The organism is Streptomyces sp. NPDC087310 (assembly GCF_044744405.1).
In the GTDB taxonomy this organism is placed as follows: Bacteria; Actinomycetota; Actinomycetes; order Streptomycetales; family Streptomycetaceae; genus Streptomyces.
The window spans coordinates 601339-627670 of the sequence record NZ_JBIUYF010000006.1; the positions used below are offsets into that span (position 1 = coordinate 601339).

The window sequence follows — 26332 nt, forward strand, 5'->3', positions numbered from 1 at the left end:
TCCTGTGTGACCGGTCACAATCCTGGCATGAATGTGACCGGTCACACAAGGAAGTCGGCCAAGGCGGGCGCGAAGGCGGGCCCGAGCATCCGGGATGTCGCCGCCGCCGCCGATGTCTCGTACCAGACCGTCTCCCGTGTGATCAACGGCCATCCGAGCGTCAAGCAGTCCACCCGCGAACGGGTCCTCGCCACCATCGAGGAGCTGGGGTTCCGGCGCAGCGCCACCGCGCTCGCACTGGCCAGCGGCCGGTCCCGGTCCGTCACCGTACTCACCGCGAACACCACGCACCACGGCTACGCGGCGATCCTCCAGGGCATCGAGGAGGCGGCGCGCGGCGCCTCCTACGCCGTGGGGATCGGGGTGCTGGAGTCGGCCGACGAGAGCGCCGTACGGGCCGACGTCCAGCGCGCCGCCGACACCGGCGGCGGGCTGATCGTGATCGCGTACGACCCGGCCGGGGTGGCGGCGCTGAGCGCCGTCCCCGCCGGACTGCCGGTCGTCGGCGTGGTCGAGACGCCCGCGAGCCCGCCCGGCGACGAACTGCCCTGGGTGTGGACCGACGACCGGAGGGCGGCCCACGAGGCCACCGGCCATCTGCTCTCGCTCGGCCACGAGACCGTGCACTACGTGGCGATCCCCTCCAGCACCCGGCGCACCGCGCCCCGGACGGCGGGGTGGCGGGCCGCGCTGCGCGAGGCGGGGGCGCCCGAGCCGCGCCCGATCCAGGGCGGCTGGGGTCCGGCCGGCGGGTACGCGGCGGGGCGGAAGCTGGCCGCGGACCCGGCCGTCACCGCGATCCTCTGCGGCAACGACGATCTCGCGCTCGGGGTGCTCCGGGCGCTGCACGAGACGGGCCGGGCGGTCCCCGGCGAGGTGAGCGTGGCCGGCTTCGACGACGCGCCGGGCTCCGCGTACCTCACCCCGTCGCTCACCTCCGTACGACTGGACTTCACCGGCCTGGGGCGCGCCGCCTTCGGGCTGCTGCACGGGGTCGTCGAGGAGTCGGCGCCGGTGGCGCCGCGCCCGCTCTCCGTACCGGAGCTGGTGGTGCGGGAGAGCTCGGGCCCGCCACCGGCCGCCGCCACTCGGGAGCCATGACACCCACTCGGAGCCAGGGCACCCACCGCCACGCAGGAACCCGTCCCACGCCGGAACGCACCGCCGGAGCGCCGCCCCCCAGTCCCTCTACGCAGTGAGGCAGAGCCCCCGATGAAGAGAGTTCTCCCAGCCCTCGTCCTGATATGCGTGACCGCCCTCACCGCCACCGCGTGCAGCGACCCCACGGCCGGTGACGGCGGCAGCGGCGGCGCGGACTCCGGCTCCGGCGCCCGGGTCGACCCGACGGCCAGGCTCGACGGTGTGAAACTGACGATGTGGACGGCGCAGAACACCGTCAACGCGCCCCGGCAGGTCATCGACGCCTTCGAAAAGGCCACCGGCGCCACGGTCGACACCCAGGCCATCCCCGACCTGTACGAGCAGAACGTACCGACCAAGCTCGCCTCCGGCGACAAGCCGGACCTGATGTTCTGGCAGCCGTCCATCTCCACACTGCCCTTCGTCCAGCCCCGGCAGAACCTCCTCACGCTCGACAAGGAGCCGTGGGTCGACAAGCTCGGCGACACGGAGAAGTCCCTCGGTGTCATCGACGGCAAGCGGTACGCCGCGATCGTCACCAGCCCCGCCATGCTCGGCGTCTACTACAACAAGGACGTCTTCCGGAAGGCCGGCATCACCGAGGACCGGTTCCCCCGGAGCTACGCGGAGTTGCTGAAGCTCGGCCACACCGTCAAGGACCGGACCGACGCCGCCGCGTTCTACGAGTCCGGCGGCGACAAGTGGCCCCTGCAGTGGCAGATGCAGGTACAGCTCACCGACCTCGACCGGCAGTGGTGGGACGGGCTCAACACGAACAGGAAGAAGTGGACCGACCCGGTCGTCGTCAAGGCCGTCACCACGTACAAGGACCAACTGCTCGGCGCCGGACTCGCGCAGAAGAACTACCGGACCGGCACCTTCACCGGCTCCGCCGACGCGCTCTGGAACGGCGACGCGGGCATGGTCCTCAATGTCACCTCCTTCCAGACGCAGTTGCAGGCGAAGCACAGCACCGCGGAGATCGACCGCAGGATCGGCTGGTTCCCGGTCTCGAACTCGGACGCCACCGGCCTGTACTCGCCCGACCAGACCAACGGGGTCGTCGCCTTCAGGACCGGCGACGAGAAGCGGCAGAACGCCGCCCGCCAGTTCCTCGCCTTCTGGCTCGACACGGACTACGCGGACTACATCAAGGCGATGAGGATCCCGTCCGTCCAGCCCGCCGTGGACAGCCCCGACGGCCTGCCCGAGACCTCCCTCGCCCAGCTCAAGGCGCTGCCGACGGCGAACGGTGTGTTCCAGGCCAAGGCCGTCGTCGCCCCGGACACCCACCTCTACCTCGCCGACATGATCTACGGCAAGAAGACCCCGCTGCAGGTGGCCCAGGCCATCCAGGACCAGTTCGCCCAGGTGGCCAAGGCGCAGGCGGCACCCGGTTTCTGACGAACAGTCAGCTCCGTCGCCCCATCACCGAACACGTCAGGACCGATCACGTCGGAACGAGGGATGCCAGCCGTGGCGCAGACAGCCATACGCTCACGCAAGGCGGCGCCGTCCGCCCGCGGGGAGAGGAAACCGGTGGGGCGGCTGCCCCGCGCGGCGGTTCACCACCCCTGGTGGTTCGCGCTGCCGGCGGTCGTGCTCTTCGTCTCCTTCTTCCTGGTGCCGAACCTGCTCAACTTCTACTACCCGTTCACCAATTGGTCCTCGTACCACCCCGACATCGCCTTCACCGGCCTCGACAACTTCGCCACGATCGCCGACGACGGCTCACTGCTCAGAGCCATCAGGACCACACTCCTCTACGCGGCCCTGGCCGCCCTCTTCCAGAACGGCTTCGGGCTCGGCCTGGCCCTGCTCCTGGAGCGGGACTCCCGCTTCAACCGCTTCTTCCGCGCCGTGTTCTTCCTGCCCGTGCTGATCTCCGCGCTCGCCGTCGGCTATGTCTTCCAGGCCCTGCTCGACCAGGACGGCGCGCTCAACTCCCTACTCGGTACGGACATCCCCTGGCTCGGCTCCACCACCTGGACCCTCGCCCTGGTCTCCGTCATCCACGGCTGGAAGTGGATGGGCCTGTCCATGCTGATCTACCTCGCCGGACTCAAAGGCATCCCCGGCGACATGCTGGAGGCCGCGAAGGTCGACGGGGCCGGGCCCTGGCGCACCTTCCGCTCCGTGCGGTGGCCGATGCTCGCGCCCGCCCTCACCTTCAATGTGACGACCGCGCTGATCGGCTCGATGAACACCTTCGACATCGTCCAGGCCACCACCGGCGGCGGCCCGGCCGCCTCCACCGAGGTCTTCAACATCTACATGTTCCGGATCTTCGGACAGGGCCTGTACGCCCAGGCATCCGCGATGAGCCTCGTCCTCTTCCTGATCGTCGTCGCCATCGCGATCCCCCTCGTCATCGGGCTGCGCCGACGGGAGCAGATGCTGTGACCACCGCTCATGCCCTCCGTACGGCCGCCCGCGCTCCGGCGCACGGGCGGGAGTCCCGCGCCTGGCGTCTCGGCCGCCCCGTCCTGGTGGTGCTGCTCGCCGCCGTCGCCGTCGGCGTACCCCTGTGGCTGGTCCTCGTCACCTCGGCCAAGCCGCAGGGCGAGGCGGTCCGCCCCAACCTCGATCCGCCGCGGCACTGGCAGCCCGCCGACAACTACGCCGACGCCGTCAGCCAGGGCGAGATGCTCCGGGGGTTCGTCAACTCCCTTCTGGTGGTGGTGCCTTCGGTGGCGCTGGTGCTGATCCTCGGCGCGGGCGCGGCCTGGGTCTTCGCGCGCCGCTCCTCCCGGCTCGTCTCGGCGGCGTACGCGCTGACCATCAGCGGACTGCTGCTGCCGCCCGCCGTGATCACCATCGTGATGGAGCTGCGGCAGCTCGGGCTGGCCGGCACCCGCCCCGGCATGATCGCCGTCTACACCGGGATGTACCTGTCCACCTCGATCTTCTTCATGACCGGGTTCGTCCGCACCATCCCCTACGAGCTGGAGGAAGCGGCCCGCATCGACGGGGCGAAACCGCTGCGGATCTTCCTGAGCCTCGTCCTGCCGCTGCTGCGGCCGGTCATCGCCACCGCGACGATCATGGTGATGCTCTACGCCTGGAGCGACATCTTCTACGCCTTCTTCGTCCTCGGAGGCTCGGACGCGGCGACCCTGCCCATCAACCTGTACCAGGTCGCCGGAGCACAGCTCTACCTCAACAACTGGCATCTCGTCTTCGCCTACGTGGTGGTGATGAGCCTGCCCATGGTCGCCATCTTCCTGGTGGCCCAGCGAAGGATCGTGTCCGGAATCACCAGTGGAGCCGTCAAGTAACCCTGATCAAACGGAGGTTCAGTGAGTACGACCCGCATGTTCCGTAGGTCCCGCACGCCGGGCAGGACCAGACACCGAGCGTCCACCGTCGTCGGAGCCACCTTGCTGGGAGCAGCGTTGACCGCAGGATTCCTTCCCGCCGCCCAGGCGGCCGGACCGACCGGAACGGTCGCGGCCCAGCGCCTCACCGTCGACCTCGCCGCCCCCGAGGGCAAGGTCATGCTCGGCGCGAACGGCGCGCTCTACGGGCTGGGCGACGACGGGGTGCCGAGCGATGCCGCCCTGGCACCGCTGAAGGTCACCAGCGTCTCGCAGAAGCCGGAGGGCGGCGCGCAGCACCCCAACGGCGACGCGATATCGGTGTCGAAGTCGTTCTTCCGCAACGGCGGCACGGACGTTCTCGTGCTGATGCAGGACATGTACGCCAAGTGGCCCTACGAGGACCTCGGCATCGACGACTACCTCACCAAGGTCGACAGGATCACCGCGGACATCGCCGCCGCGCCGAACAGCGGGCGTTTCGTCTACGTGCCGTTCAACGAGCCCGACCAGATCTGGTACAACCTGGGCGTCGCCGACCAGGCCACGTACCAGGCCAACCGCGACCGCTTCCTCAAGGACTGGAAGACGGTGTACCAGCGCATCCGCGCCGTCGACCCGGACGCCCGGATCGCGGGCCCCAACGAATCCTCGTACCACACACGGCTGTTGACGGACTTCCTCACCTTCGCGAAGAGAGAGAACGTCCTGCCGGACGTCACCACCTGGCACGAACTCGGACCGTCCTCCCTGCGGGACTTCCAGGCCCACCACGACACCTACCGTTCCATCGAGAAGAGCCTCGGTATCGGCCCGCTGCCCGTCAACATCGACGAGTACGCCAACCGCCGCGATCTCTCCGTGCCGGGCCAACTGGTCCAGTGGGTCTCGATGTTCGAGCGGAACAAGGTCTTCGCGAACCAGGCGTACTGGGACGCCGCCGGCAACCTCAGCGGCAATGTCGTCCACACCAACATCCCCAACGGCGGCTGGTGGTTCTTCCGCTGGTACGCGGGGATGACCGGTCGGACGGTCAAGGTCACCCCGCCGTCGGCCAACACCGTGGACACCCTCCAGGGCCTGGCCTCGCTCGACACCGCGCGCAGGCAGGCCCAGGTCCTGCTCGGCGGCTCCGCGGGCGACGCGGACGTGGCCGTGCGCAACGTCGACCCGAAGGTCTTCGGCACCTCCGTCACCGCGACCGTCGCCGAGGCCGCCTGGTCCGGTTACGAAGGGCAGCACGCCACCCCGCGCGTGCTCTCCCGTACGAAGCTGAACGTGGCCGCCGACGGCACCGTGACCGTACCGCTCACCGGCCTGGACCAGATGTCCGCCTACCGGATCCTGCTCACCCCGGCGGGCTCCGGCACGCCCGCCACGGCCGCCGTACCGTGGTCCGCGTCGTACGAGGCGGAGAGCGCCAGGATCACCGGTGGCCAGGTCTACACCCAGGGCACCGTCGCCAACGCCAACGGGTACGCGGCCTCCGGCACCAAGGACGTCGGCTCGCTCAACACCGCCGCCAGCAAGGTCGACTTCACCGTCGACGTCCCGGCCAGCGGCACGTACGACCTGTCGGTCCTGTACGGCAACCAGTCCGGCGCCCCGGCCACCCAGACGCTCTCCGTCGACGGCGGGGCGGCCCGTACGGTCGGCTATCCCTCCACCCAGAACTGGCTCTACCGGGGGAAGCAGGACGTGACGGTCGAGCTGACCGCAGGGCGGCACACCGTCACCCTGGCCAAGGGCACCGGCGAGGTCACCCTGGACCGGATCGACCTGACGGCGCACACCACGCCTGCGGCCTCCTACGAGGCCACGTTCGCCGACATCTCCGGCAGTGTGTCGTACGACTACCGTGACGCGACCGGCACCGGTACGGGCGCGCTCGTCCTGGGATCCGGGGGCAGGGCCGTGCTCGACGTGTACGCGCCGCGCGACGGCTACTACACGGTGACCTCACGCGCCTCCGCGCCCGTACAGCTTGCGCTGCACGGCGAGAACGTCACAGCCGCCCCGAACCAGGCGCTGAAGCTGTACCTCGTGGCGGGCAACAACCGCGTCACCGCCTCGGGCCCGGCGGCGCTGCGCTCCCTCGACGTGGCGGGCGCGGGCACCTCGGCCGGCTCCGTCACCTACGAGGGCGCGCAGGCCACGCTCGCGGGCGGCGCCCGGCTCGTGGACAACGCGGGCGCGTCCGCGGGGACGTACATCGGCTGGCTCGGCAACAGCGCCGCCAGCACCGCCGGATTCAGCGTCACCGCGCCGCGTGCGGGACAGTACGTCCTCGTGCTCTCCTACAGCCACAACGACCGCCGCGACAACGGCCACGCCTACAACACCGACATCATGTCCCGCACCGCGGACGTCACGGTCGGCGGTGCGACCCGGAAGGTGACCTTCAAGAACACCTGGAGCTGGGACGACTTCTGGACCATCGGGGTCCCGGTCACCCTGAAGCAGGGCGCCAACACCCTCACGATCGGCAACGCGTCCGCGTGGGCGCCGAACATCGACAAGATCGAACTCGCCCCCGTCCGGGGCTGATCCACCACGGGCGCGCACCAAACACGCGCTCCACACACGCGCTCCACACACGCGCTCCACACACGCGCACCACACACGCGCTCCACCCGCACCACGACCGAGGACCGGCCCTCAGGGCCGGTCCTCGGCTTCTTCCCGCAGCTTCTTCCCGCAGCTTCTTCCCGCGCTGCCGCCTATGTCAGGCCGGTGACCCTCCAGCGCTGGTTCGTACCGGAGTTGGGCGTCCACACCGAGACCCGCGAGCCGTCCGCCGTGGCCTGGCCCGGGACTTCGAGGAGCTTGCCGCTCTCCGCGCCGACCAGGGTGTAAGTGCCGTCACCGGTGGTGGACAGGACCCACTGGGCGGCCTGCCCGGCCCTGCCCCGGTCCGGTTCCAGCACCGCCGCGCCGTCCCGTACCGCCAGCCGGAGCTTCCGCTCCGCGTTGCGCACCACGTAGCGGTCCCGGTTGCCGGTGCCGTTCGACACCTTCTCGATCCGCCACCGCTGGCCGGTGTCGGCCGTGTCGGTGGTGCGGATGACGGTGCCGGTGGCGTCGTCCGAGACGTCGAGCGACTTGCCGCTGCCCACGCCCGTCAGGGTGTAGGTGTGTCCCCGCTGGAGCTCCGCGGCGTCCTTCGCGACCCCGGAGACCCCCGTGACCAGCAGACTGGTCACCGACTGGGCCGGTGCGGTGACGGTCGCTCCACCGCCCTTCACGGCCACCGGAGCCCCCTTGACGAGAGCGCCGCTCGCGTCCGTGACCACCGGGGTGACCTTCGCGTCCCGGGAGATCCGGCCGAAGCCGGAGAGGTCCACGGTGACGGCGCGCGCCGCCGCGGTGTCATTGACGTGGACGACGGTGGCGCCCCGTCCCGAGGCGGAGACGGCCGCGGCGCTCGCGGTGTCGTCCGTCTTCACCAGCCGGTCGCCGGGCTTGATGAAGTGGGTGAAGTTCCGCGCCGTGTTGAACTTGGTGTTGGTCCGGACCGGGCAGGTCTCCAGGGTGTCCTTCGCGGTGCAACTGAACGGCACCTGGATGGAGCCCCAGTTGCCGCCCTTCGCGGACTCGCCGCCCGGCTTCATGTTGTCGTAGTCCTCCACCGGCTGCCAGAACAGCCAAGCGGTGGGCTCCAGTTCACGCAGGTCGTCCACCACGTGCCTGGCGAGCCCGAGCCCCGGCTTCATGCTGGTGAAGTCCTGGCCGTCGCCCCAGTCGCCGTCGACCTCGCTCATCCACAGCGGCTTGTCGGCCGCCTTGGCGATGTCCCGCGCGGTGGTCCTGCCGCCGGTGCCGTACGTGTGGACGTTGAGCTGGGAGACCAGGTCCCGTACGTCCTGCGGGTAGGACTCCCAGTTGCGGGCGAACGTCGTCGGGTTGGTCTCGTCCATCGCCGAGATCACCGCGTCGGTCCTGGACGTGCCCAGCTTTTCCGCGAGCGCCTTGATGACCTGCTGCTGACGCTCGGGGCCGACGTGGGCGCCCTCCTGCCTGCCCCCGATCGGCTCGCCGTCCGGTCCCAGGGTGGTGCCCCAGTAGGACGTGTTGGGCTCGTTGAACGGGTCGATGGTGTCGACCTTGATCCGGCTCGACTTCTCCAGCCGCTCCACGGCGCCCGTCAGATACGCGGCGAAGTCGTCCACCGACTCCGGCTTGAGCTGGTCCTGTCCGGCCTGGAAGTTGCCGGAGACGTAGCCGCTCTCGGTCATGAACCACGGCGGGGAGTTGGAGAACGCCTCCCAGTGGGTGATGTCCTTGGCGATCCGGTTCACCCACCAGCGCTGGGTGGCGTCGGCCCGGGGGTTCCAGTCGGCCGGGTCGTCCGCCGACCACCAGGTGGTGTCCTCGCGTGTGGTGCCCTCCGGCGCGTTCCACCAGCCCTGCACGGCGCCGCCCGCGCGCAGGTAGTCCTTCACGTCGGGGGCGTTGCCACCGCCGATGTTGTACCGGGCGATGTTCAGCGCGAGACCGTCGTCGCCGAAGACCAGCTCGGCGAGCTTCTCGCGGATCTCCGGGGGATAGCCGCCGGTCGCGTTGGCGAACCAGACCAGGCTGGTGCCCCAGCCCTCGAACTTCTGTCCCTGGTACGAGGGGTCCGGCCGTACGGTGACGGCGGAGCCCGGCTCGGCCGCTGCGGCGGCCGGCAGCGGTCCGCCGGCCAGCACACCGCCGGTGGCCAGGACGACGGCCAGGGCCGCCGGCAGATACCGGATGGTACGTGGTCGCTTCATCGTGGGGTCTTCCCTTGTCCTCGTCGCGTCATCGGGGGAGAACTGCGCACGTGCCTGTCACGGTGGTCGAGGTCGTACGTCCCTTCTCTTCGCTGCGGGGGACGGCCCTCAGCGGCGCACCACCGCCACGCCGCGCGGGCCGAGAACGAGGGGCTGCCCGGCCGAGCGCTGGTCCGCCCCGGCCGTCAGCGCGAGCAGGGTCCCGTCCACACCGGGCAGTTCGACGGGCTCGTCGGTGCGGTTGACCAGGAACCAGTAGTCGGTGGCGCCGTGGCCGCGCACCGCCAGTTCGACCCGGCCGCGGGCCGGCGCCGGCAGTTCGCCGCTCACCCCGGCGCCGTCCAGCAGCCGGGCGAGCACACCGCGCACCCCCTCGGCGCCGAGCCGGGTGGAGACGTACGCGGCGGACCCCCGGCCCACCGCGCGCCGGGTGATCGCGGGCTGGCCCGCCCGGTCACCGGAGGTGTACGAGGCGAGCACCTCCACCGTGTCGTCGGTGAGGGTGATCGGGTCCGTCCACAGCGTCCCGGTGGAACCGTCGTCCAGGGTGACGCTCCGGCCGTCGGGCAGCGGGGCGAACTCCTCGATCCTGATGCCCAGCAGATCGCGCAGCGCGCCCGGGTAACCGCCCAGCCACGCATGGTCGTTCTCGTCCACCACACCGGAGAAGTAGGTGGTGACGAGGTGGCCGCCGTTCTCGACGAAGCTGTTCAGCTCCTTGGCGAGGGTGCGCGGGACCACATGGAGCACCGGCGCCACCACCAGGTCGTAGCCGCCGAGTTCGGCCCCGGTGTGGACGACGTCGGCCCGTACCCCGAGGGCCAGGAACGCGGAGTACCAGTCGAGCGCCTCCTGCCGGTAGCGCAGTAGCGAGGACGGGTGGGAGTCCTGCTCGCTGGCCCACCACGACTCCCAGTCGAAGAGGATCGCGGCCAGCGCGGGGCGCCGGGTGGACCCCGCGACCTCGGACAGGTCGCCCAGCAGCGCGCCGAGCCGGGTCACCGAGCGGAACACCTCGCTGTCGGGACCGGCGTGCGGCACCATCGCCGAGTGGTACTTCTCGGCGCCCGCCGCGGACTGCCGCCACTGGAAGTAGCAGACGGCGTCGGCGCCGTGCGCCACATGGAGCAGCGAGTCGCGCGCCAACTCCCCTTCGCGCTTGGCCAGGTTGACCGGCTGCCAGTTGACCGCGCTGGTGGAGTGCTCCATCAGGAACCATGGATGCCCGCCGGCGATCGAGCCGGTGAGGTTCGCCGAGAACGACAGCTCGTCCAGGCCCTGCGGCCCCGGATGGACGTAGTGGTCGTTGGAGACGAAGTCCACCTCGCGCGCCCAGTCGGCGTAGTGCATGCCCTTGGTCTCGCCCATCACCATGAAGTTGGTGGTGACCGGAACCTCGGGGGTGAGCCGGTACAGCACCTCGCGCTCGGCGCGCAGATGCTCCTTCAGGGCGTCCGAGGAGAAGCGCTTGAAGTCGAGCTGCTGGGTCGGGTTGGGGTGCGAGGCGGCGAGCCGGGGCGGCAGGATCTGTCCCCACTCCGTGTAGCGCTGGGACCAGAAGTCGGTGCCCCAGGCGTGGTTGAGCGCCTCGACCGTGCCGTAGCGGGCGGCCAGCCAGATCCGGAAAGCGCGGGCCGCGTCGTCGGAGAAGTCGTAGATGTTGTGGCAGCCCAGCTCGTTGGAGACATGCCAGGCGACGAGCGCCGGGTGATCGCCGTACCGCTCGGCCATCTTCGTGGCGAGCTTCAGTGCGTACGTACGGAACACCGGGGAGGTGGGCCGCCAGTGCTGGCGGGCGCCCGGCCACACCGTCTCGCCGTGCGGCCCCACGGGAAGGATCTCGGGGTGCAGGGTGGTCAGCCAGGGGGGCGGGGACGCGGTGGCGGTGGCCAGGTCGACGGATATCCCGCCCGCGTGCAGGAGATCCATGATCTCGTCCAGCCAGCCGAACTCCCATACGTCCGGGGCGGGTTGGATACGGGCCCAGGAGAAGATGGCGAGGGACACGATGTTCACACCGGCCTCGCGCATCAGCCGGATGTCCTCGTGCCACACCTCGCGCGGCCACTGCTCCGGGTTGTAGTCGGCGCCGTAGGCGAACCCCGGTGCGGGGGCGTCGTGCGGCCGGCGCAGCCAGCGGGGCGACGGGGCGCGGGTCATCTTGCTCCTCGGGAAGATCGTGCCGGATCCGCGCGGTCCGGGCGGACCGCGGGCACCGGGCGATGACGGGCGGCGAGGTCGCCGCCGCCCGTCACCCCCGGCCGGCCGGTGTTACTTGACGGTGAAACCCTGCTCCGTGCCGTAGGCGCGGGACTGCTTCTGCCAGTTGGCGAGACCTTCCGACAGCGGTGTGCCGGAGACGTACGCCTTGCCGACGGTGTCGTTGAAGATCGAGTTCGCGTAGACCTGGAAGGGCAGGTACGACCAGTCGGGCACGACCTCGGTCGCAGACTGGGAGAAGACCTTGTTGATCTGCTGGCCGCCGAAGTAGTCGAACTTCGTGTCCAGGAACTCCTTCGACGTGAGATCGGCGGTGGTGGCCGGGAACGCGCCGTCCTTGATACGGGACTTCACGCCCGCGCCGGCGGCGGCGTACTCGGTGAAGGCGTAGGCGAGCGCCTTGTTCTTGCCCGCGGAGGGGACGGCCAGCGAGCTGCCGCCGCTCTCCGCGCTGGCCTTCGCGCCCGCCTTCCACTGCGGCAGCGGGGCCACCCGCCAGTCGCCCGCGGCCGCGGGCGCGCCCGTCTTGAGGTTGGTGGGCATCCAGGCGCCGGTGGCGAGGGTGGCGATGGTGCCGTCGCCCAGCCCCTTGAACCACTCGTCGGTCCAGGAGGTGACGGGCGCCAGCAGCTTGCCGTCGATGAGCTTCTGCCAGGTCTTCGTGAACGCGGTGCTGCCCGCGTCGGTGAAGTTGATGCTCACATCGGTGCCGTCCACCGTGTACGGGTGTCCGCCGGCCTGCCAGATGAGGCTGGTGGCGAAGCCCGCCTCGCCGGTGTCGGCGGTGATGAAGACCTTCGGGTCGGCCTTGTGCAGCTTCTCGGCCGCGATGACGTACTCGTCCCAGGTGGTCGGGACCGCGATCTTGTGCTTGTCGAAGACCTTCTTGTTGTAGTAGAGCGCCATCGGGCCGGAGTCCACGGGCAGCCCGAAGACCCCGTCACCGGTCCTGACCGCGTTCCACGGGCCGGGGGAGTAGGAGTCGCCCAGCTTGTCAGCGCCGTACGGGGCGAGGTCGGCGACGGACTTGGAGAGGGAGAACTGGCTCAGCGCGAAGTACTCGATCTGCGCGACGTCGGGGACGCCCTTGCCCGCCGCTATCGCGTTCTGGAGCGCGGTGTACTCGTCCTTCGAGGTGCCCGCGTTGACGACCTTGACCTTCACCTTGGGGTGCGCGGCCTCGAAGTCCTTCGCGACCTGGGGGATGGTGCTGTCCCAGGTCCAGACCGTCAGGTCGCCGCCCTTGTCGAGGGCGGCCTTGACGTCCTCCGGGCTCCCCGAGTCGCCGCCACCGCCGCTGTCGTCGGAGGAGCCGCCGCAGGCCGTCAGGGTGAGGGCGAGGGCGAGTACGGAGGCCAGACCTGCGCCGCGCACGGTGCGGCGCGTTGTGTTGAACATCAGAGTCATCTCACTTCGTTGTCAGAGAACTGCCGAAAGCGGGGAGAACGCGGGAGAGTCGGGAAACGGGGGAGCGCGGTGGGGCGGACGTCACTCCTTGACGCTTCCGGCGGCGAGCCCCGACTGCCAGTACCGCTGGAGCAGCAGGAACGCGGCGATCAGGGGCACGATGGTGAGCAGGGAACCGGTGATCACCAGGTTGAAGATGGCCTCGCCCCCGTTGGTCTGGGCCTGTGCGTTCCAGGTGTTGAGCCCGAGGGTGAGCGGGTACCAGTCCGGATCCTTGAGCATGATCAGCGGCAGGAAGTAGTTGTTCCAGGTCGCGACCACGGTGAACAGCAGCACCGTCACGATGCCGGGGGCGAGCAGCGGCAGACTGACCGTGAAGAACGTACGGATCTCACTCGCGCCGTCGATCCTGGCGGCCTCCAGCAGCTCGGTGGGGATCGCCTCGGCGGCGAACACCCACATCAGATAGAGGCCGAACGGCGAGATCAGCGAGGGGATGATCACCGCCCAGGGGGTGTCGGTCAGCCCCATCTTGCTGAACATCAGGAAGGTCGGGACGGCCAGCGCCGTACCGGGGACGGCGACGGCACCGATCACCACGGCGAAGACACCGCGCTTGCCGGGGAACTCGAACTTGGCGAGGGCGTAGCCGCCGAGCACCGCGAGGAAGGTCGCGCCGCCGGCTCCCACCACGACGTACAGCAGTGTGTTCAGCAGCCAGCGGACGAACACACCGTCGTTGTAGGTGAGAGTGTCGGCGATGTTCCCGAAGAACGCGAAGTCGCTGTCGAACCAGAGGCCCGAGGAGCTGAGCAGGCCGTTCTGGGTCTTCGTCGAGTTGATGACGAGCCAGACGAGCGGCACCAGCGCGTAGACCAGGACCAGACCGGTCAGCACGGTGAGCAGCACACTGCGGCGCGGGCGGTTGACACTGTGCCGCTGTCCGGACCGGGGGGTGCGCAGCCGGGTGACGGGGCGGGGCGCGCGCTTCTCGCCCGGGGCAACGGGGGCAGGGGCGGTGGCTCCCATCGTCACGCTTCCTTTCGCATGCCGCGGAGCTGTACGGCATAGGCGATGATCATGGTGAAGACCCCCATGATGATCGCCACCGTGGCCGCGTAGTTGTGCTGCTGGCCCGAGAAGGCCAGCGAGTAGGTGTAGAAGTTCGGCGTGAAGTCCGTGGTGATCGTGTTGGGCGCCAGGTTCTTGAGGATGCTCGGCTCGTTGAAGAGCTGGAAGCTGCCGATGATCGAGAAGATGGTGGCGATGACCAGCGCGCCCCGGATGGCGGGCAGCTTGATCGCGCCGATGATCCGGAGCTGTCCCGCGCCGTCGATCTCCGCCGCTTCGTAGAGCGAGTGCGGGATGACCCGCAGCGCCGAGTAGAAGATCAGCATGTTGTAGCCGACGAACTCCCAGGTCACGATGTTGCCGATGGAGGCGAGCACCAGGCCGGAGGAGAGCGGGTCGGGCAGCGAGACCCCGAAGGCGTCGTTGATGTTGCCGACCAGGCCGAAGCGGGTGCCGTACATGAAGCCCCACATCAGGGCGGCGACCACGGCGGGTACGGCGTACGGCAGGAAGATCGCGATCCGGAAGAAGTTCTTGCCGTAGAGCCTGCCGCTGTCGATGGCGAGCGCGACCAGCAGCGCGATCCCGAGCATGACCGGTACCTGGACGGCCAGGAAGAGGGTCACCCGGCCCAGCGCCGCCCAGAAGTTCGGGTCCTCCAGCGCGCGTTGGTAGTTGTCGAACCCGACGAAGGAGGTGCCGCCGACGAGTTGGGTCCGGAAGACGCTCAGATAGATCGAGTAACCGATCGGCGCGAGGAAGACCAGGGCGAAGACCGCCATGAACGGGCCGATGAAGCCCCAGCCGATCAGGGCCCGCCTGCGTCGTGGGCCCCGTGGCAGGGCGGGGCCTTCCGCTGTGGAGGGCGGTGACAACGTCGTCATGGCTGTTCCTCGCTGGTCGTCGGCACCCGGCCGCCGGGTGGAAACGTCCGTATCGAGCCGTGGCCCGAAGCGGGTCGCGGCGCTGATGTTTACGTAAACATCGATGGATGGGATGCTTGCATCGGCCCCGGTGGGGCGTCAAGATTTCGGCTGGTCTCAGTTGAATCAAGCAGGTCGCGGTGGTTACGGCGACGGGAAGCGCGGGAGCGGGAGTGGCGGAGACGGTGGAGGGCGCCCAGCGGGCGGCGGAGTCGGACGAACCGCCGCCGCGGGCCGAAGCGGGCCAGGGGGCGCGGGGCCGGCGGCGCCGGGTGTCCATGGCGGACGTCGCCCGGCGGGCGGGCGTCTCCTCGCAGACCGTCTCCCGGGTCTCCAACGGCCACCCGGGCGTGGTCGACACGACGCGCCAGGAGGTGCTCGCCGCGATGAAGGAGCTGGGCTACCGGCCCAACAGCGCGGCCCGCGCCCTGAAGAGCGGCGAGTTCCGCACCATCGGCATCATCCTGTTCACCCTCTCCACCACCGGCAACGTCCGCACCCTGGAGGCCATCGCCACCTCGGCGGCGCAGCAGGGGTACGCCACCACGCTGCTCCCGGTCGCCATGCCGACCCAGGACCAGGTACGGGGCGCCTTCACCCGGCTCGGCGAGCTGGCCGTGGACGCCATCATCGTGATCATGGAGGTCCATCTGCTGGACGCCGCCACGGTCACGCTGCCCCCCAACGTCGGTGTGGTGGTGGCCGATTCGAACGCCGGTGACCGCTACAGCGTCGTCGACACCGACCAGGCGGGCGGCGCCCGCGAGGCGGTGAGCCATCTGCTCGGCCTCGGACACACCACGGTCTGGCATCTCGCCGGGCCCGAGGAGTCCTTCGCCGCGCAGCGGCGGGCCGACGCCTGGCGGGCCACGCTGCGCGAGGCGGGGCGCCCGGTGCCCCCGCCGCTGCGCGGCGACTGGTCGGCGGAGTCGGGGTACCGGGCGGGGCTGCGGCTGGCCGAGGAGCCGGAGTGCACCGCGGTCTTCGCGGCCAACGACCAGATGGCGCTGGGCCTGTTGCGCGCGCTGCACGAGTCCGGCCGCGCGGTGCCCGCAGAGGTGAGTGTGGTCGGCTTCGACGACATCCCGGACTCCGGTTCGTACATGCCGCCGCTCACCACCGTCCACCAGGACTTCGCGGAGGTGGGACGGCGCTGCGTCGAGGGCGCGCTGCGCCAGATCAACACCCACGAGGAGGAGCGCGGCACCACCCTCGTCCCCACCCGGATGGTGATCCGCGGATCCACCGCGCCGCCGCCCCCACCGGGGGACTGACCCGGCGGCGACGAGGGAGGGGCCGGGCGCGGTTGCCGGCCGGGCTCCCCCGGGCAGGGATTAGCATGCAGCGATCATCACGGTGATGTGACGAGCGAGAGGGGCGGGCATGCGCGCGGAGCAGTGGACCGGAGTCGTCACCTACCACGGGGAAGGCCCCGGATGGGACCCCGGGACCGGGCGGTTGAGGGTGGTCGACATGCTCGCCGGGGACCTGCTGACCTTCGGCGCCGACGGTACGCAGGCTCCCGGACGCCAGCACCTCGGCGAGGTCGCGGCGGCCTGGCGGCCCCGTACCTCCGGCGGCCTCGTGGCGGCGGTCGAACGCGGCTTCGCGCTCATCGCGCCCGACGGGACGGTGACCCGCGGCGAGGAGCTGTGGAGCGACCCCACGATCCGGATGAACGAGGGCGGCTGCGACCCGGCCGGCAACTTCTACTGCGGGTCGATGGCGTACGACACCCGCCCCGGCGCCGGCCGCGTCTTCCGGCTCACGCCCGGCGGCGAGACCTCCGTCGTCCACACCGGCGTGACCATCTCCAACGGTCTGGCCTGGTCCCCGGAGGGCGACTTCGCGTACTACGTCGACACCCCCACCCAGAGCATCGCCCGGGTGACGGTCGACCCGGAGAGCGGCCGGTTCGCCACCCCCGAGCCCTGGGTGCGCGTCGACCCGGCCGACGGCGCGCCCGACGGCATCACCGTGGACGCCGAGGGGGGCGTGTGGGTCGCGCTCTGGGGCGGCTCCGCGGTCCGCCGCTACACGGCGAAGGGCGTGCTCGACACGGTGGTCGAGGTGAACGCCCGCCAGGTCAGCGCCTGCGCGTTCGGCGGCGACGACTACCGGCGGCTGTTCATCACCACCTCGCGCGAGAACGTACCCGACGGTGAGGACCCGGCGGCGGGCGCCGTGTTCACCGTCGAGCCGGGCGTCACGGGACGCGCGCCGCTGCCGTACGCCGGATAGCGCTCACAGCCCCGGCGCGCCCCACACGGGGAACCAGCGCGCGAGGTCGGGCTCGATCCGCAGATCGTCCCCGAGCACCGCTCTGACCTGCAACTCCCGCTGATTGTCCCGCTTCTCGGCGTCGCCGGGGAGCGGGGCGAACGGATAGAACGTGCCGCGCTTGTAGAGATAGACCAGGGCCAGCGGCCGTCCCTCGGCGTCCCGGAAGCCGACCAGGGAGCACAGGAGCTGCGGCCCGAAACCGCCGTCCTGGAGCAGTGTGTTGACCGCGTGCAGATCGTTGACCAGCGCGGCCGTGTCGTCAGGGGACCGCTGCGAGAGCAGCCAGGTGTAGCCGTACGGATCCTGGCTGAACGTGACGGGGACCCCCGCCCCCTGCCGCGCCGTGTCCGCGTCCAGCAACTCCCGCACGTCCTGCCGGATCCGCGCGAATCCGCCACCCTCGACGCCCGCGAAGCAGACCGAGCCGAACCCGGTGGGCACGTACCCGGCGCCCGCTTCGAGGGTGAGCGCGGCCGACGGGAGGGAGAAGAGCTGATCGAGTTGGGGGCGGACCGGCTTGCTGCGGCCGAGGATGGTGTCGAGAAGGCCCACGGGCCAGCTCCTTCACGTACGGGGTCGGTCACGGGCGGGCGAGTTCGGCGGAGATACGGGCGAGCTGCTCCAGCCGCTGTTCGAGCGTCGGGTGCGAGGAGAGCAGCCGGCCGAGGCTCTCCTTCGAGGAGAACGCCGGGACGAAGTAGAAGGCGTTGTACGGCTCCGCCTTCCGCAGGTCCTCCGTCGGTATCCGCGCCATCTGGCCGCTGACCTTGGTCAGCGCGGACGCCAGCGCCGAGGGCCGGCCGGTGAGCAGCGCGGCGGCCCGGTCCGCAGACAGCTCGCGATAGCGGGAGAGCAGCCGGGTCAGCAGAAAGCCCACCGCGTACACCACCGCGCTGACCAGCGGGATCAGCATGATCGCGATCCCGGCCGGGCCGGCGTTGCGGGCGTTCCTGGCCAGCCCGCCCCACAGCGCGATCCGGGTGATCAGCCCCGCGAGCACCCCGAGGAACGAGGCGATGGTCATGACGGCGACATCGCGGTGCGCGACATGGGACATCTCATGGGCGAGGACGCCCTCCAGCTCCTCGGGCTCCAGCCGGCGCAGCAGCCCGGTCGTGGCGCAGATCAGCGCGGTGCGCTCGCTGCGCCCGGTGGCGAAGGCGTTGGGCAGGTCGCTCTGCGCGATGGCGACGCGGGGCTTGGGCATGTCGGCCAGCGCGCAGATCCGGTCGACGGCGCCGTGCAGGGCGGGCGCCTCCTCGGGCGTCACCTCGCGGGCGCCCATGCTGAAAGCCGCGATCTTGTCGCTGAACCAGAACTGCGCGACGAACAGGCCACCGGCGAAGATCAGGATGATCGGCCAGGCGTGGTTCAGCACCGCCAGCAGCACACCGACCAGGACCACGTACAGCAGACCGATCAGGAACATGGTCGTCACCATGCGCGTGGTCAGACCGCGGTCCGGGGTGTAGCGGTTACGTGTCATCGTCCCTCCACTCACTCTCTCTCCTGCCATTTTCCTCCTTTCCTCGCCAAACGGGATAAGGGGTGTGTATGGGTACGCGCGGAGGGGGCGCACGGTGGCGCACTGCTGTACAGGGGGGCTCGCGCGGGCGGAGAAAGTGCCCCCTGTGCTGCCACGCGGCGCGTTCTCTCGGGATCGATCCGGGCGTTGGCCTGTATACGACAGGAATAAATGACCATCATTTCTCTGGGTAGACGAAGGAAATGTAGAGGGTGGAATAAGGAGGTGCTGCATGATCCGGGTTCTTGTGGTGCACGGGGTGGGGCTGTTTCGTTCGGCGCTGGTGGCGTTGTTGCGTACCGAAAAAATGTTCGACGTGTCGTCGGCGTCGGGACGCACCGCATTGCGTGGTCCGTACGGTGTTCCCCCTCATGTCTACGTAGCCGATATCGACTGTCCGGCTTCCTCGGCGTACATCGAAAGAGCCACGTCCACCCGCGATGAACTGGGCTGTCAACCGGCCCTCCTGGTCCTGGCCAGCGCGCAGAAGCCCGGATCCCTCCGTAAGGCTTTTGACGCGGGGGCGCTCGGATATGTCGACAAGGACGGGGAGCCGGGACGTTTAGCGGACGCCATCCGCAACGTCGCGCGCGGTGAGCGATTCATTGACGAATCACTCGCTTTCGATTTTCTCCAGGCCGGGAAGATGCCGCTGACCCCGAGGGAACTCAGCGTCCTCGGCCTGGCGGCGGAAGGCGCGCCGATCGAGGAAATCGCGAGATCCCTGCACCTGTCCAACGGCACGATTCGGAACTACCTGGCCGCCGCGATAAGGAAGACCGGCGGCAGAAACCGGATGGACGCCGTCCGGATTTCCCAGGGCGCCGGCTGGCTCTGAGGGGGGGAGGGCCCCGGGCTCCGGGAGGAGGCCCGCGGCTCTGAGGGGGAGGTCCCGGCTCAGCCGGTCTGCCAGTGGCCGGTGAGATCGCGGTAGAGGGCCGATCCGGACAGCAGCTCGCCGTGGGTCCCGCACTCCGGCCTGGTGCCGTCCAGGACGAGGACCCGCCCGGCGCGCCGTGCCGAGGACAGCCGGTGCGCGACGACGACGAGCGCGCCGGGACGCTCCGCCAGCGCCTCCTCGGCCCGTGCCTCGGCGGCCGGGTCCAGATGGCAGGTGGCCTCGTCCAGCACCGTCAGGGCGGCGGGGGAGACATAGGCCCGGCACAGGGCCAGCATCTGGCGCTCCCCCTGGGAGAGCACGCCCGGCTCCACCGCCCCGTCCAGCCCGCCGAGCCGGCCGACCAGCTCGTCCGCGTGCAGCGCCTCCACCGCGCGCACCAGCTCACGCGTCGAGGCGTACGGACGGAGCTGGCACAGGTTCTCCCGGACGGTCCCGGTGAACACGTACGCCTGCTGCGGGATCAGCACACGCAGCCCCGCCAGATCGCGCGCGGTCCGGCCCGCCACGGGCTGCCCGGAGAGCAGGACGGTCCCCTCGTCGGGGGCGAGCAGCCCCGCGAGCACACTCGTCAGGGTCGACTTGCCGATACCGCTCGGCCCCACCACCGCGAGGTGCTCGCCCTCCGGGACGGTGAGATCGAGCCGGTCCAGCACCGGCGGCGCGCCAGGGCCGTACGCCAGGGTCACGGACCGCAGCTCCGCCGCGGGAGTCGGGCGACGCGCCCCGGGCACGGACCGCGCCCCGGGCACGGACCGCGCCGCAGGTACGGGGCCCGCGGCAGGTACGGATCGCGCGCCAGGTACGGCTTCCGGCTCCCAGGGCGCGGACCCCGCCGCTCCGCCCGTTCGGCCCGCTCCGACCGCTCCGTCCTCGAATCGCTCAAGCACCACCAGCAGCCGGGTACCCGCAGCGCCGAGCGCCGTCATCAGGGTGTGCAGGGCGGGCAGCAACGACTGGACGAGATACGCCAGCGCCCCCATCAGGGCCCCCGCCGTCACCCCCTGGCGCAGCAGCCAGGGCGTGGCGGCCAGCAGCAGGATCACCGGCAGTTGGCCCGCGACCCCCAGCGCCAGCGTACGGACGGCCGCCCACCGTGCCAGCACGCGCGACGCCCGCGCGCCCGCGCCGATCAGCCGCGCCGCGGAGTCCGCCACCTCCGTCTGCGTCCCGCACGCGACGATGTCGCGCAGCCCCGCGCCGATCGTGCCCGCCCGGTCGGCGACGGCCTCGTCGAGGTCGAGGAACGCGCGCTGGGCGGCGGCCATCGGCGGCAGGGTGGCGAGGAACAGGGCGAGTCCCAGGACCAGCGGCGGCGCCACGATCAGCAGGAACTGCGGGGCGAGGGCCAGCAGCCCGGCCAGCGCGCCCACCGCGGTGAAGACGAAGGACCGCGCGGTGAGCACCAGTCCGGCGAAGCTGTCCCGGACGATCTCGCTCTGGTGGGTGAGCCGGGAGACCGCCGTACCGTCAGCGCGGGCCGGATCGGCCACCGCCGCGTCCAGCGCACGGGTCACCGCCCGGCGCACCAGACCGTCCCGCAAGGGCTCGACCAGCGCGGCGAGTTGGGCGAACACCCCCCGCACGAGCGGCCCCCCGGCAAGGATCGCCACCGCCGCCACGGCCAGCCAGCCCAGGCCGGTCCCGGTACGGCCCGCGAGGAACCCCTGGTCGAGCGCGCGCGCCAGACAGTAGCCGCCGAGGAAGGTCTGCGCGGACTCCAGCAGGGACCATCCGGCGAGCTTGACCAGGACCCCCTTCCTGCGCAGCAGAAAACGGCGGCCCGGCGGAAGGACCCGGCGCAGCGTGCCCCGGCCCTCCCGCGCGGGCCGCCCCGCCGCCTTCCGGCTCGTCCCCGCCCGTACCTCCGTGGCCGTCACGTGGGACCTTCCGGCGCGAAGACGGCGCGGTACTCCGGGGACCGCCACAGCTCCGCGTGCGGTGCCACCGCCCGTACCCGTCCCTCCTCCAGCCAGACCACCACATCGGCGCGCACCGCCGACGAGAGCCGGTGGGCGATGATCAGCTTGGTGGACGCCCGGACGTCCCGGGCGAGGGCGCGCTCCACCTGACGCTCGGTCACGGTGTCCAGGCTGGACGTCGCGTCGTCCAGGATCAGCAGCCGCCCCGCGTGCGCGAAGGCGCGGGCCAGCCCCAGCCGCTGGAGTTCGCCCCCGGACAGCGGCGCCCCCGTCCGCGGCGTGTCGTACCCCTGCGGCAGCAGCCGTACGAAGGTGTCCGCGCCCGCCGCCCCGGCCGCCGCCCTGGTCCGGTCCGCCGGGGCGCGCTCGGCGCCCCAGGCCAGCGCCTCGCCGATCGTGTCGCCGAAGAGGACGGGCCGCTCGAAGGCGTAGCCGACCTCGCGGCGCAGCTCCGTACGGCCGAGGGTCTCCAGCCGCACCCCGTCCAGCAGTACGTGGCCCGCGTCCGGGTCCGTGAGCCGGCCGGCGACGGCGGCCAGCGTCGACTTGCCCGCCCCGGAACGCCCCACCACGGCGGCCGTGACCCCGCCGGGGAGCTCCAGGTCCACGTCGTGGAGCAGCCGCCGGCCGTCCCGTACGATCCGGACCCCCCGCAGGGTGAGCGTGCCGGCCCCGCCGGCCGGCAGCGAACCCGTGCCGTGCGCCAGGGCGGGCAGCGCCACGAGTTCGGCGGTCCTGCGGGCCGCGGCCCCGCTGCGGATCAGCGCGCCCAGCAGCCCGGCGCCCGCGCCCACCCCGGCGGCCAGGGCGGCGTACCGGGAGACGGCGAGGAGTTCGCCGACGCTGATCGCGCCCGAGGCGAGCCGGACGCCGCCGACCGCCAGGACCCCGGTCGTCAGCAGGGGCATCAGCACACCGCTGCGGGCCACCGCCCGGCCGTGCACCCGCCACATCCGCCGCCCCTGGACGCCCAGTTCGGGCAGGGGCGCCAGGACGCGGTCGCGCTCGCGGTCGGCCGTACCGGCGGCGGCGATGGTCCGCGCCCCGCCGAGCGCCTCGACGAGCCGGGAGGCGATGTCCGACTGGACCCGCTGGTAGCGCGCCACGCTGTCGGACGAGCCGCGGGCGAAGGCGCGCACCACCAGGACCAGCAGCGGCAGCCCGGTGAGGAAGGCCAGGGCGGTCCACCCGTCGATGAGGAACAGCGCGACGAGCGCTCCGGCCGGGGCGAGGAGCGACGCCGCGAGGGCCGCCGCGCTCACCGGGGCCGTACCGGCCTCCGTCGCGTTCGCGGACAGCCTGGTCGCCACATCACCGGGCGCGAGCTGCCCGCCGCTCCCCGGCGATGAGGCGAGCAGCCCCGTCAGGGCGCGCATCCGCAGCCAGGCGGTGGAGCGGGCGCTCGTGACGCCGCCGATCAGTGCGACGAGGGCGTCGAGGAGGACCTCCGCCGTGACCACCGCGGCACACAGGACGAGCCAGGCGTCGGCTCCGTACCCGGCACCGGGGGAGCGGGACAGCAGCAGGTCGAGGGTCCGGCCGACCACGGCGGGCGCCGCGAGGGCGGCGCCGGCGGACGCGGCCGAGCAGACCAGGACGGCGGCGGTGCGGCCCGCGCTGTGCCGGGCGGCGCCGCGCAGCAGCGCGGGTCCGGTCGCCGCCGCCTCGCGGACTCCGCGACGGGGGAACACCATCGGGAAGGCGTCCTCCTCACCACCGGGAGCCCGGCGAGATCCATGGGACGGGGCCCGGGCGGTGGACCGCCCGGGCCCCGGGTGTCTCCCGGCCGCGGCTCTCACGAACCGCGGCCGGGAGGCGGACATCCGTGGGACGGGATGTCAGTTACAGGTGGTGACGCTCAGGCTGCTGTCACCACAGAGCAGCAGGCTGGCACGGCTTCCCGTGGCCACGTCGCCGGTCGCCTCTTCCTTGGGGGTCTCCAGCGACTGCAGGTCGAGAAGGTTCATCGTCGTTCCTCTCATTCATGGGGACGGTGTGCTGGTCACGGCTCCAGGACGGAGCCGGCTCGTGGGCCGCGTGGGCGGCGGGAGGAACGGCAGGTGGGCCGCTCCCTCATACGGGGGCGAGGCGGCGGCCAGCGCCAGGAGACAGCCGGCGGTGCCGGTCGCCAGATCCATGGACAGCCGCATCATCTGCTCGCCGGGAAAGGCCAGTTGGCCCTGGTACGTCATGGCGTGCCAGGCCAGGGCGTCGATCTGGCGGCGTACGTCGGCCGCCTCGGTGCCCGGCCCGCCCGCCGTGGTGCGGCTGAGGTGGAGGACCATGCCGGCGGCGCCCCGGAAGAGTCCGGGCTGCGCGTAGAACGTGGCCTGCGCCGCCCGGACGATCTCGCCGCGCGCCCGGTCGAACGCTTCGTCGGGCCGGTGGGCGAGATAGTCGTCGAGCACCATCCCGATCCCCACACTGCCCGCGCCGAGATACGGCATGGTGCGCCAGCCCTCGTCGACCTGGAGCGTGCCGCCCGCGCCGTGCGTGCAGCGGGCGAGATCACGGCGCAGCGCGTCGGCCGCGAGATCGAGCAGCGCCGTGTCCCCGGTGCGCTCGTAGAGCCGTACGAAGAGCAGGGCGGCGCCGGACGCCCCGTACAGCAGCCCGGCGCGGGAGAGCCCGCCCGACACCGTACGGGCCGCCGACTCCGCGCAGCGCAGGGCCGCTTCGCGCAGCCTCGGCTCACCGGACGAGGCGGCCAGGGAGTCGAGGGCGAGGCCGAGTCCGGCCGCGCCGCTGTGCAGATCGGCGGGGATCTCGTCCCACGGCTGGTCCAGCGTCAGCTCGGCCAGCTCCATGGCCCGCTCGCGGTGGCCGAGCCGGTCGAGTGTCCAGGCGAGCCCGGCCAGTCCGTCGTAGAAGCCGAGCGGGGTGCCCGAGGCGGGCTCCTTCGCCCGCAACAGCAGCCACTCCTCGGCGACTTCGCACCGCCCGGCCCCGGCGGCGTCCAGCGCGTACAGCACCCCGGCCGTGCCGTAGCCGAACGACAGACCGCCGCCGGCGACGGTGAACTGGGCGATGTCGCCCGGGAAGCAGCGGTCCTCGCGGTCCGGGGTCGCCGAGGCGAGGACGGCCCGCGCCAGGGAGTCCCGGCTGCGCGGCCAGTCGCCCGGTTCCACCGGGAGATACGGTTCCACCGGGAGCCGCGGTTCCGGCGAGGGCCGGGACCCCCGCGTCCCCGGCCCTTCGCCGGGCGCCGCCGGGTCACGGAGGATCTCCGCCACGGCCTCGTCGAGGAACGCGCGCTCCACCGGGAACTGCCGCGCCACCACGTCCGCGAGGTGCCGGGCCTTCGCGCGGTCCACGGCGAGAAGACTGGTCAGCGGGATGAAGAGGGCGAGGCGCAGACAGGCGAGGGCGTACCGGTCGACATCGAAGCCGCGCCGGTCGGCGGGGGCCACGAAACCGGGGTTGGCCACGGTCTGGCGCCCGTTGTCGTCGATGTGCGCGGCGGCCTCGAAGTCCAGCAGCACCACCGAGGTCTCGTCCTCGGAGACCATGATGTTGAACAGGTGCAGATCGTTGAAGACGATGCCGCGTCCGTGCACCGCCGCGACGGCCTTCTCGACCAGACCGTGGATCCGCAGCGCCCACGCGGTGTACTCGGCGAGCCGCGCCGCTCCGGGCTCCGCGTCGATCAGCGGGTGCCTGCGGGCGAAGAAGGTGTTGAGGGGCTTGCCCTCGATGTGTTCGAGAACCAGGAAGCGGTGGTCGCCGAGGACGAAGCTGTCGCGTACCTCCGGGGTGCAGCCCAGCCCCGACAGCCTTTCCAGGGCATCCTGTTCACGCTTCAGCCGGGTCACGGCGTCCGCACCGTCGGCGGCCAGACCGGCATGCGGTCTCGCCTCCTTCAGCACCACCTTCTCGCCGGTGACGCTGTGCCGCCCGACATAGACGCCGCCACCGTTGGAGAAGTGCAGCGCCCGCTCGATCCGGTACGGCAGCTCCGCGACGGTCGTCGCGTCCCGCGCGTCGAGATGGGGCCGGAGAAACGCGGGCGGTGTGATCCACGAGGGGATCTGGAAGACGGGGCCGCGCAGATCGGGGACGAGTCTGCCCCGGTCGTCCTCGACGGCCGGGCGCAGCTCCCCCTCCGCGTCGTAGCAGTGCCGCTGGGTGAAGCTGCCGTACCGCAGGTGGACGGGGCCCGCGCCCCAGCGCAGATCGCTGAGGATGTACGGCCCCGGCTCGCCCGCCAGCAGCGCGTCGAGGTCCTCGGCGATGGTGCGGCAGTGTGTGTCGTCGGCCGGGTAGACGGTGAGGAACTTGCCGCTGGCCGAGCGGTCCGCGTACTTGGCGTTGCGGGTGTGGAGCAGATAGCGGCTCGGTACGAACTTGAAGGCGATACGCCGTGCGAGGCAGTAGCCCATGACCCGGTCGAGCACGGACTCGGCGTTGCCGAGACAGGCCGACACATGGATCTTCCAGCCCTGCGAGGGCAGTTGGACGTCGAGGGGGCGTAACGCGAGCCAGTCGCCGGTGCGATGGCGCTGCCATCCCGTCGGGACGGGCCAGCGGGCGGCCTCGTACAGCGCCTCGCGGTCCGTGGAGCCGGTGGTGGACAGCCGGTGCGGTGCGTCGTAGAACTGCCGGTCCGCATCGCAGAATACGGCGTATCCCTTGTTCACACGGACTCCCTCGGGCTCCCTCGGACGGCGACAGAGCCCACCGTGTCACGCCCGCCGAAACCCGAAACAGTCGCCGATGTCACCTTCCGGCCGTGGAGTCTGCACGGGTTACCGGTGGGAAAGCAGGGGACCGGCGGACCCCTGTCGGGATCCGCCGGCCCTGTTCCGCGTGCGTCGGACGCGGGTGTGGTGTGCGGTCGTGGTGCGAGGTTGTGGTGCGAGGGTGCGTGTG

19 protein-coding genes are annotated in these 26332 nt (G+C 71.3%); 8 read left to right on the top strand and 11 right to left on the bottom strand.

Annotation, left to right across the window (positions count from 1 at the left end; genetic code table 11):
- Window positions 1-27 precede the first annotated feature (27 nt).
- From ACIO3P_RS25490 to ACIO3P_RS25510, 5 genes are all read left to right on the top strand, one after another.
- Window positions 28-1101 carry a LacI family DNA-binding transcriptional regulator gene (locus ACIO3P_RS25490; RefSeq protein WP_401852477.1) on the top strand — a complete coding sequence of 358 codons (1074 nt, stop codon included), beginning with the start codon at window positions 28-30 and terminating at the stop codon, window positions 1099-1101.
- A gap of 111 nt (window positions 1102-1212) precedes the next feature.
- Window positions 1213-2544 carry an ABC transporter substrate-binding protein gene (locus ACIO3P_RS25495; RefSeq protein ID WP_401852479.1) on the top strand — a complete coding sequence of 444 codons (1332 nt, stop codon included), beginning with the start codon at window positions 1213-1215 and terminating at the stop codon, window positions 2542-2544.
- Between the two features lie 72 nt (window positions 2545-2616).
- Window positions 2617-3543 (top strand): carbohydrate ABC transporter permease, encoded by a 927-nt coding sequence (locus ACIO3P_RS25500; protein WP_401852481.1) that lies wholly within the window; start codon window positions 2617-2619, stop codon window positions 3541-3543.
- Window positions 3540-4418, top strand: a complete 879-nt coding sequence (locus ACIO3P_RS25505) for a carbohydrate ABC transporter permease (RefSeq protein WP_401790363.1) — start codon at window positions 3540-3542, stop codon at window positions 4416-4418. The genes ACIO3P_RS25500 and ACIO3P_RS25505 overlap by 4 nt, the downstream gene beginning before the upstream one ends.
- Window positions 4419-4454: 36 nt before the next feature.
- A complete protein-coding gene (locus ACIO3P_RS25510) occupies window positions 4455-7004 on the top strand; it encodes a CBM35 domain-containing protein (RefSeq protein ID WP_401852573.1) in 2550 nt (849 codons plus the stop codon).
- A gap of 173 nt (window positions 7005-7177) precedes the next feature.
- On the opposite strand, the gene ACIO3P_RS25515 is transcribed toward ACIO3P_RS25510, so the two are convergent.
- The 5 genes from ACIO3P_RS25515 to ACIO3P_RS25535 all read right to left on the bottom strand — a co-directional run bounded on the left by ACIO3P_RS25515 (window position 7178) and on the right by ACIO3P_RS25535 (window position 14796).
- The gene (locus tag ACIO3P_RS25515) at window positions 7178-9214 is read right to left on the bottom strand and encodes an RICIN domain-containing protein (RefSeq protein WP_401852482.1); all 2037 of its coding nucleotides are present in this window, start codon (window positions 9212-9214) and stop codon (window positions 7178-7180) included.
- Window positions 9215-9322: 108 nt separating this feature from the next.
- Window positions 9323-11374 carry a beta-galactosidase gene (locus ACIO3P_RS25520; RefSeq protein ID WP_401852483.1) on the bottom strand — a complete coding sequence of 684 codons (2052 nt, stop codon included), beginning with the start codon at window positions 11372-11374 and terminating at the stop codon, window positions 9323-9325.
- A gap of 111 nt (window positions 11375-11485) precedes the next feature.
- Window positions 11486-12832, bottom strand: coding sequence for a sugar ABC transporter substrate-binding protein (locus ACIO3P_RS25525; RefSeq protein ID WP_329825780.1), 1347 nt, complete (start codon window positions 12830-12832; stop codon window positions 11486-11488).
- A 90-nt stretch (window positions 12833-12922) separates the two neighbouring features.
- Entirely contained in the window at window positions 12923-13870 is a 948-nt protein-coding gene (locus tag ACIO3P_RS25530; protein WP_329825781.1) for a carbohydrate ABC transporter permease, read from the bottom strand.
- A 2-nt stretch (window positions 13871-13872) separates the two neighbouring features.
- A complete protein-coding gene (locus ACIO3P_RS25535; protein WP_329825782.1) occupies window positions 13873-14796 on the bottom strand; it encodes a sugar ABC transporter permease in 924 nt (307 codons plus the stop codon).
- A 317-nt stretch (window positions 14797-15113) separates the two neighbouring features.
- Here ACIO3P_RS25535 and ACIO3P_RS25540 point away from each other — a divergent pair, with 317 nt between their 5' ends.
- Together ACIO3P_RS25540 and ACIO3P_RS25545 are read left to right on the top strand one after the other, a co-directional pair.
- The gene (locus tag ACIO3P_RS25540; protein ID WP_401852576.1) at window positions 15114-16109 is read left to right on the top strand and encodes a LacI family DNA-binding transcriptional regulator; all 996 of its coding nucleotides are present in this window, start codon (window positions 15114-15116) and stop codon (window positions 16107-16109) included.
- Window positions 16110-16218: 109 nt separating this feature from the next.
- The gene (locus tag ACIO3P_RS25545; RefSeq protein ID WP_401852487.1) at window positions 16219-17076 is read left to right on the top strand and encodes an SMP-30/gluconolactonase/LRE family protein; all 858 of its coding nucleotides are present in this window, start codon (window positions 16219-16221) and stop codon (window positions 17074-17076) included.
- A 3-nt stretch (window positions 17077-17079) separates the two neighbouring features.
- On the opposite strand, the gene ACIO3P_RS25550 is transcribed toward ACIO3P_RS25545, so the two are convergent.
- Window positions 17080-17670 carry a hypothetical protein gene (locus tag ACIO3P_RS25550; protein ID WP_329825784.1) on the bottom strand — a complete coding sequence of 197 codons (591 nt, stop codon included), beginning with the start codon at window positions 17668-17670 and terminating at the stop codon, window positions 17080-17082.
- A 28-nt stretch (window positions 17671-17698) separates the two neighbouring features.
- The gene (htpX, locus tag ACIO3P_RS25555; protein ID WP_329825785.1) at window positions 17699-18604 is read right to left on the bottom strand and encodes a zinc metalloprotease HtpX; all 906 of its coding nucleotides are present in this window, start codon (window positions 18602-18604) and stop codon (window positions 17699-17701) included.
- Between the two features lie 271 nt (window positions 18605-18875).
- Here htpX and ACIO3P_RS25560 point away from each other — a divergent pair, with 271 nt between their 5' ends.
- Window positions 18876-19481, top strand: a complete 606-nt coding sequence (locus ACIO3P_RS25560; protein ID WP_329825786.1) for a response regulator transcription factor — start codon at window positions 18876-18878, stop codon at window positions 19479-19481.
- Window positions 19482-19540: 59 nt separating this feature from the next.
- Here the strand turns inward: ACIO3P_RS25560 and ACIO3P_RS25565 are convergent, their stop codons facing one another.
- The 4 genes from ACIO3P_RS25565 to lanKC all read right to left on the bottom strand — a co-directional run bounded on the left by ACIO3P_RS25565 (window position 19541) and on the right by lanKC (window position 26100).
- Window positions 19541-21421, bottom strand: coding sequence for an ATP-binding cassette domain-containing protein (locus ACIO3P_RS25565; protein WP_401852490.1), 1881 nt, complete (start codon window positions 21419-21421; stop codon window positions 19541-19543).
- On the bottom strand, window positions 21418-23157 hold the full coding sequence (locus tag ACIO3P_RS25570; protein ID WP_401852493.1) for an ABC transporter ATP-binding protein: 1740 nt from the start codon (window positions 23155-23157) through the stop codon (window positions 21418-21420). Before ACIO3P_RS25570 ends, ACIO3P_RS25565 begins: the two co-directional genes overlap by 4 nt.
- Window positions 23158-23301: 144 nt before the next feature.
- Window positions 23302-23430 carry a SapB/AmfS family lanthipeptide gene (locus ACIO3P_RS25575; protein ID WP_329825788.1) on the bottom strand — a complete coding sequence of 43 codons (129 nt, stop codon included), beginning with the start codon at window positions 23428-23430 and terminating at the stop codon, window positions 23302-23304.
- Window positions 23431-23445: 15 nt separating this feature from the next.
- Window positions 23446-26100, bottom strand: a complete 2655-nt coding sequence (lanKC, locus tag ACIO3P_RS25580; protein ID WP_401852495.1) for a class III lanthionine synthetase LanKC — start codon at window positions 26098-26100, stop codon at window positions 23446-23448.
- Window positions 26101-26332: the final 232 nt, after the last annotated feature.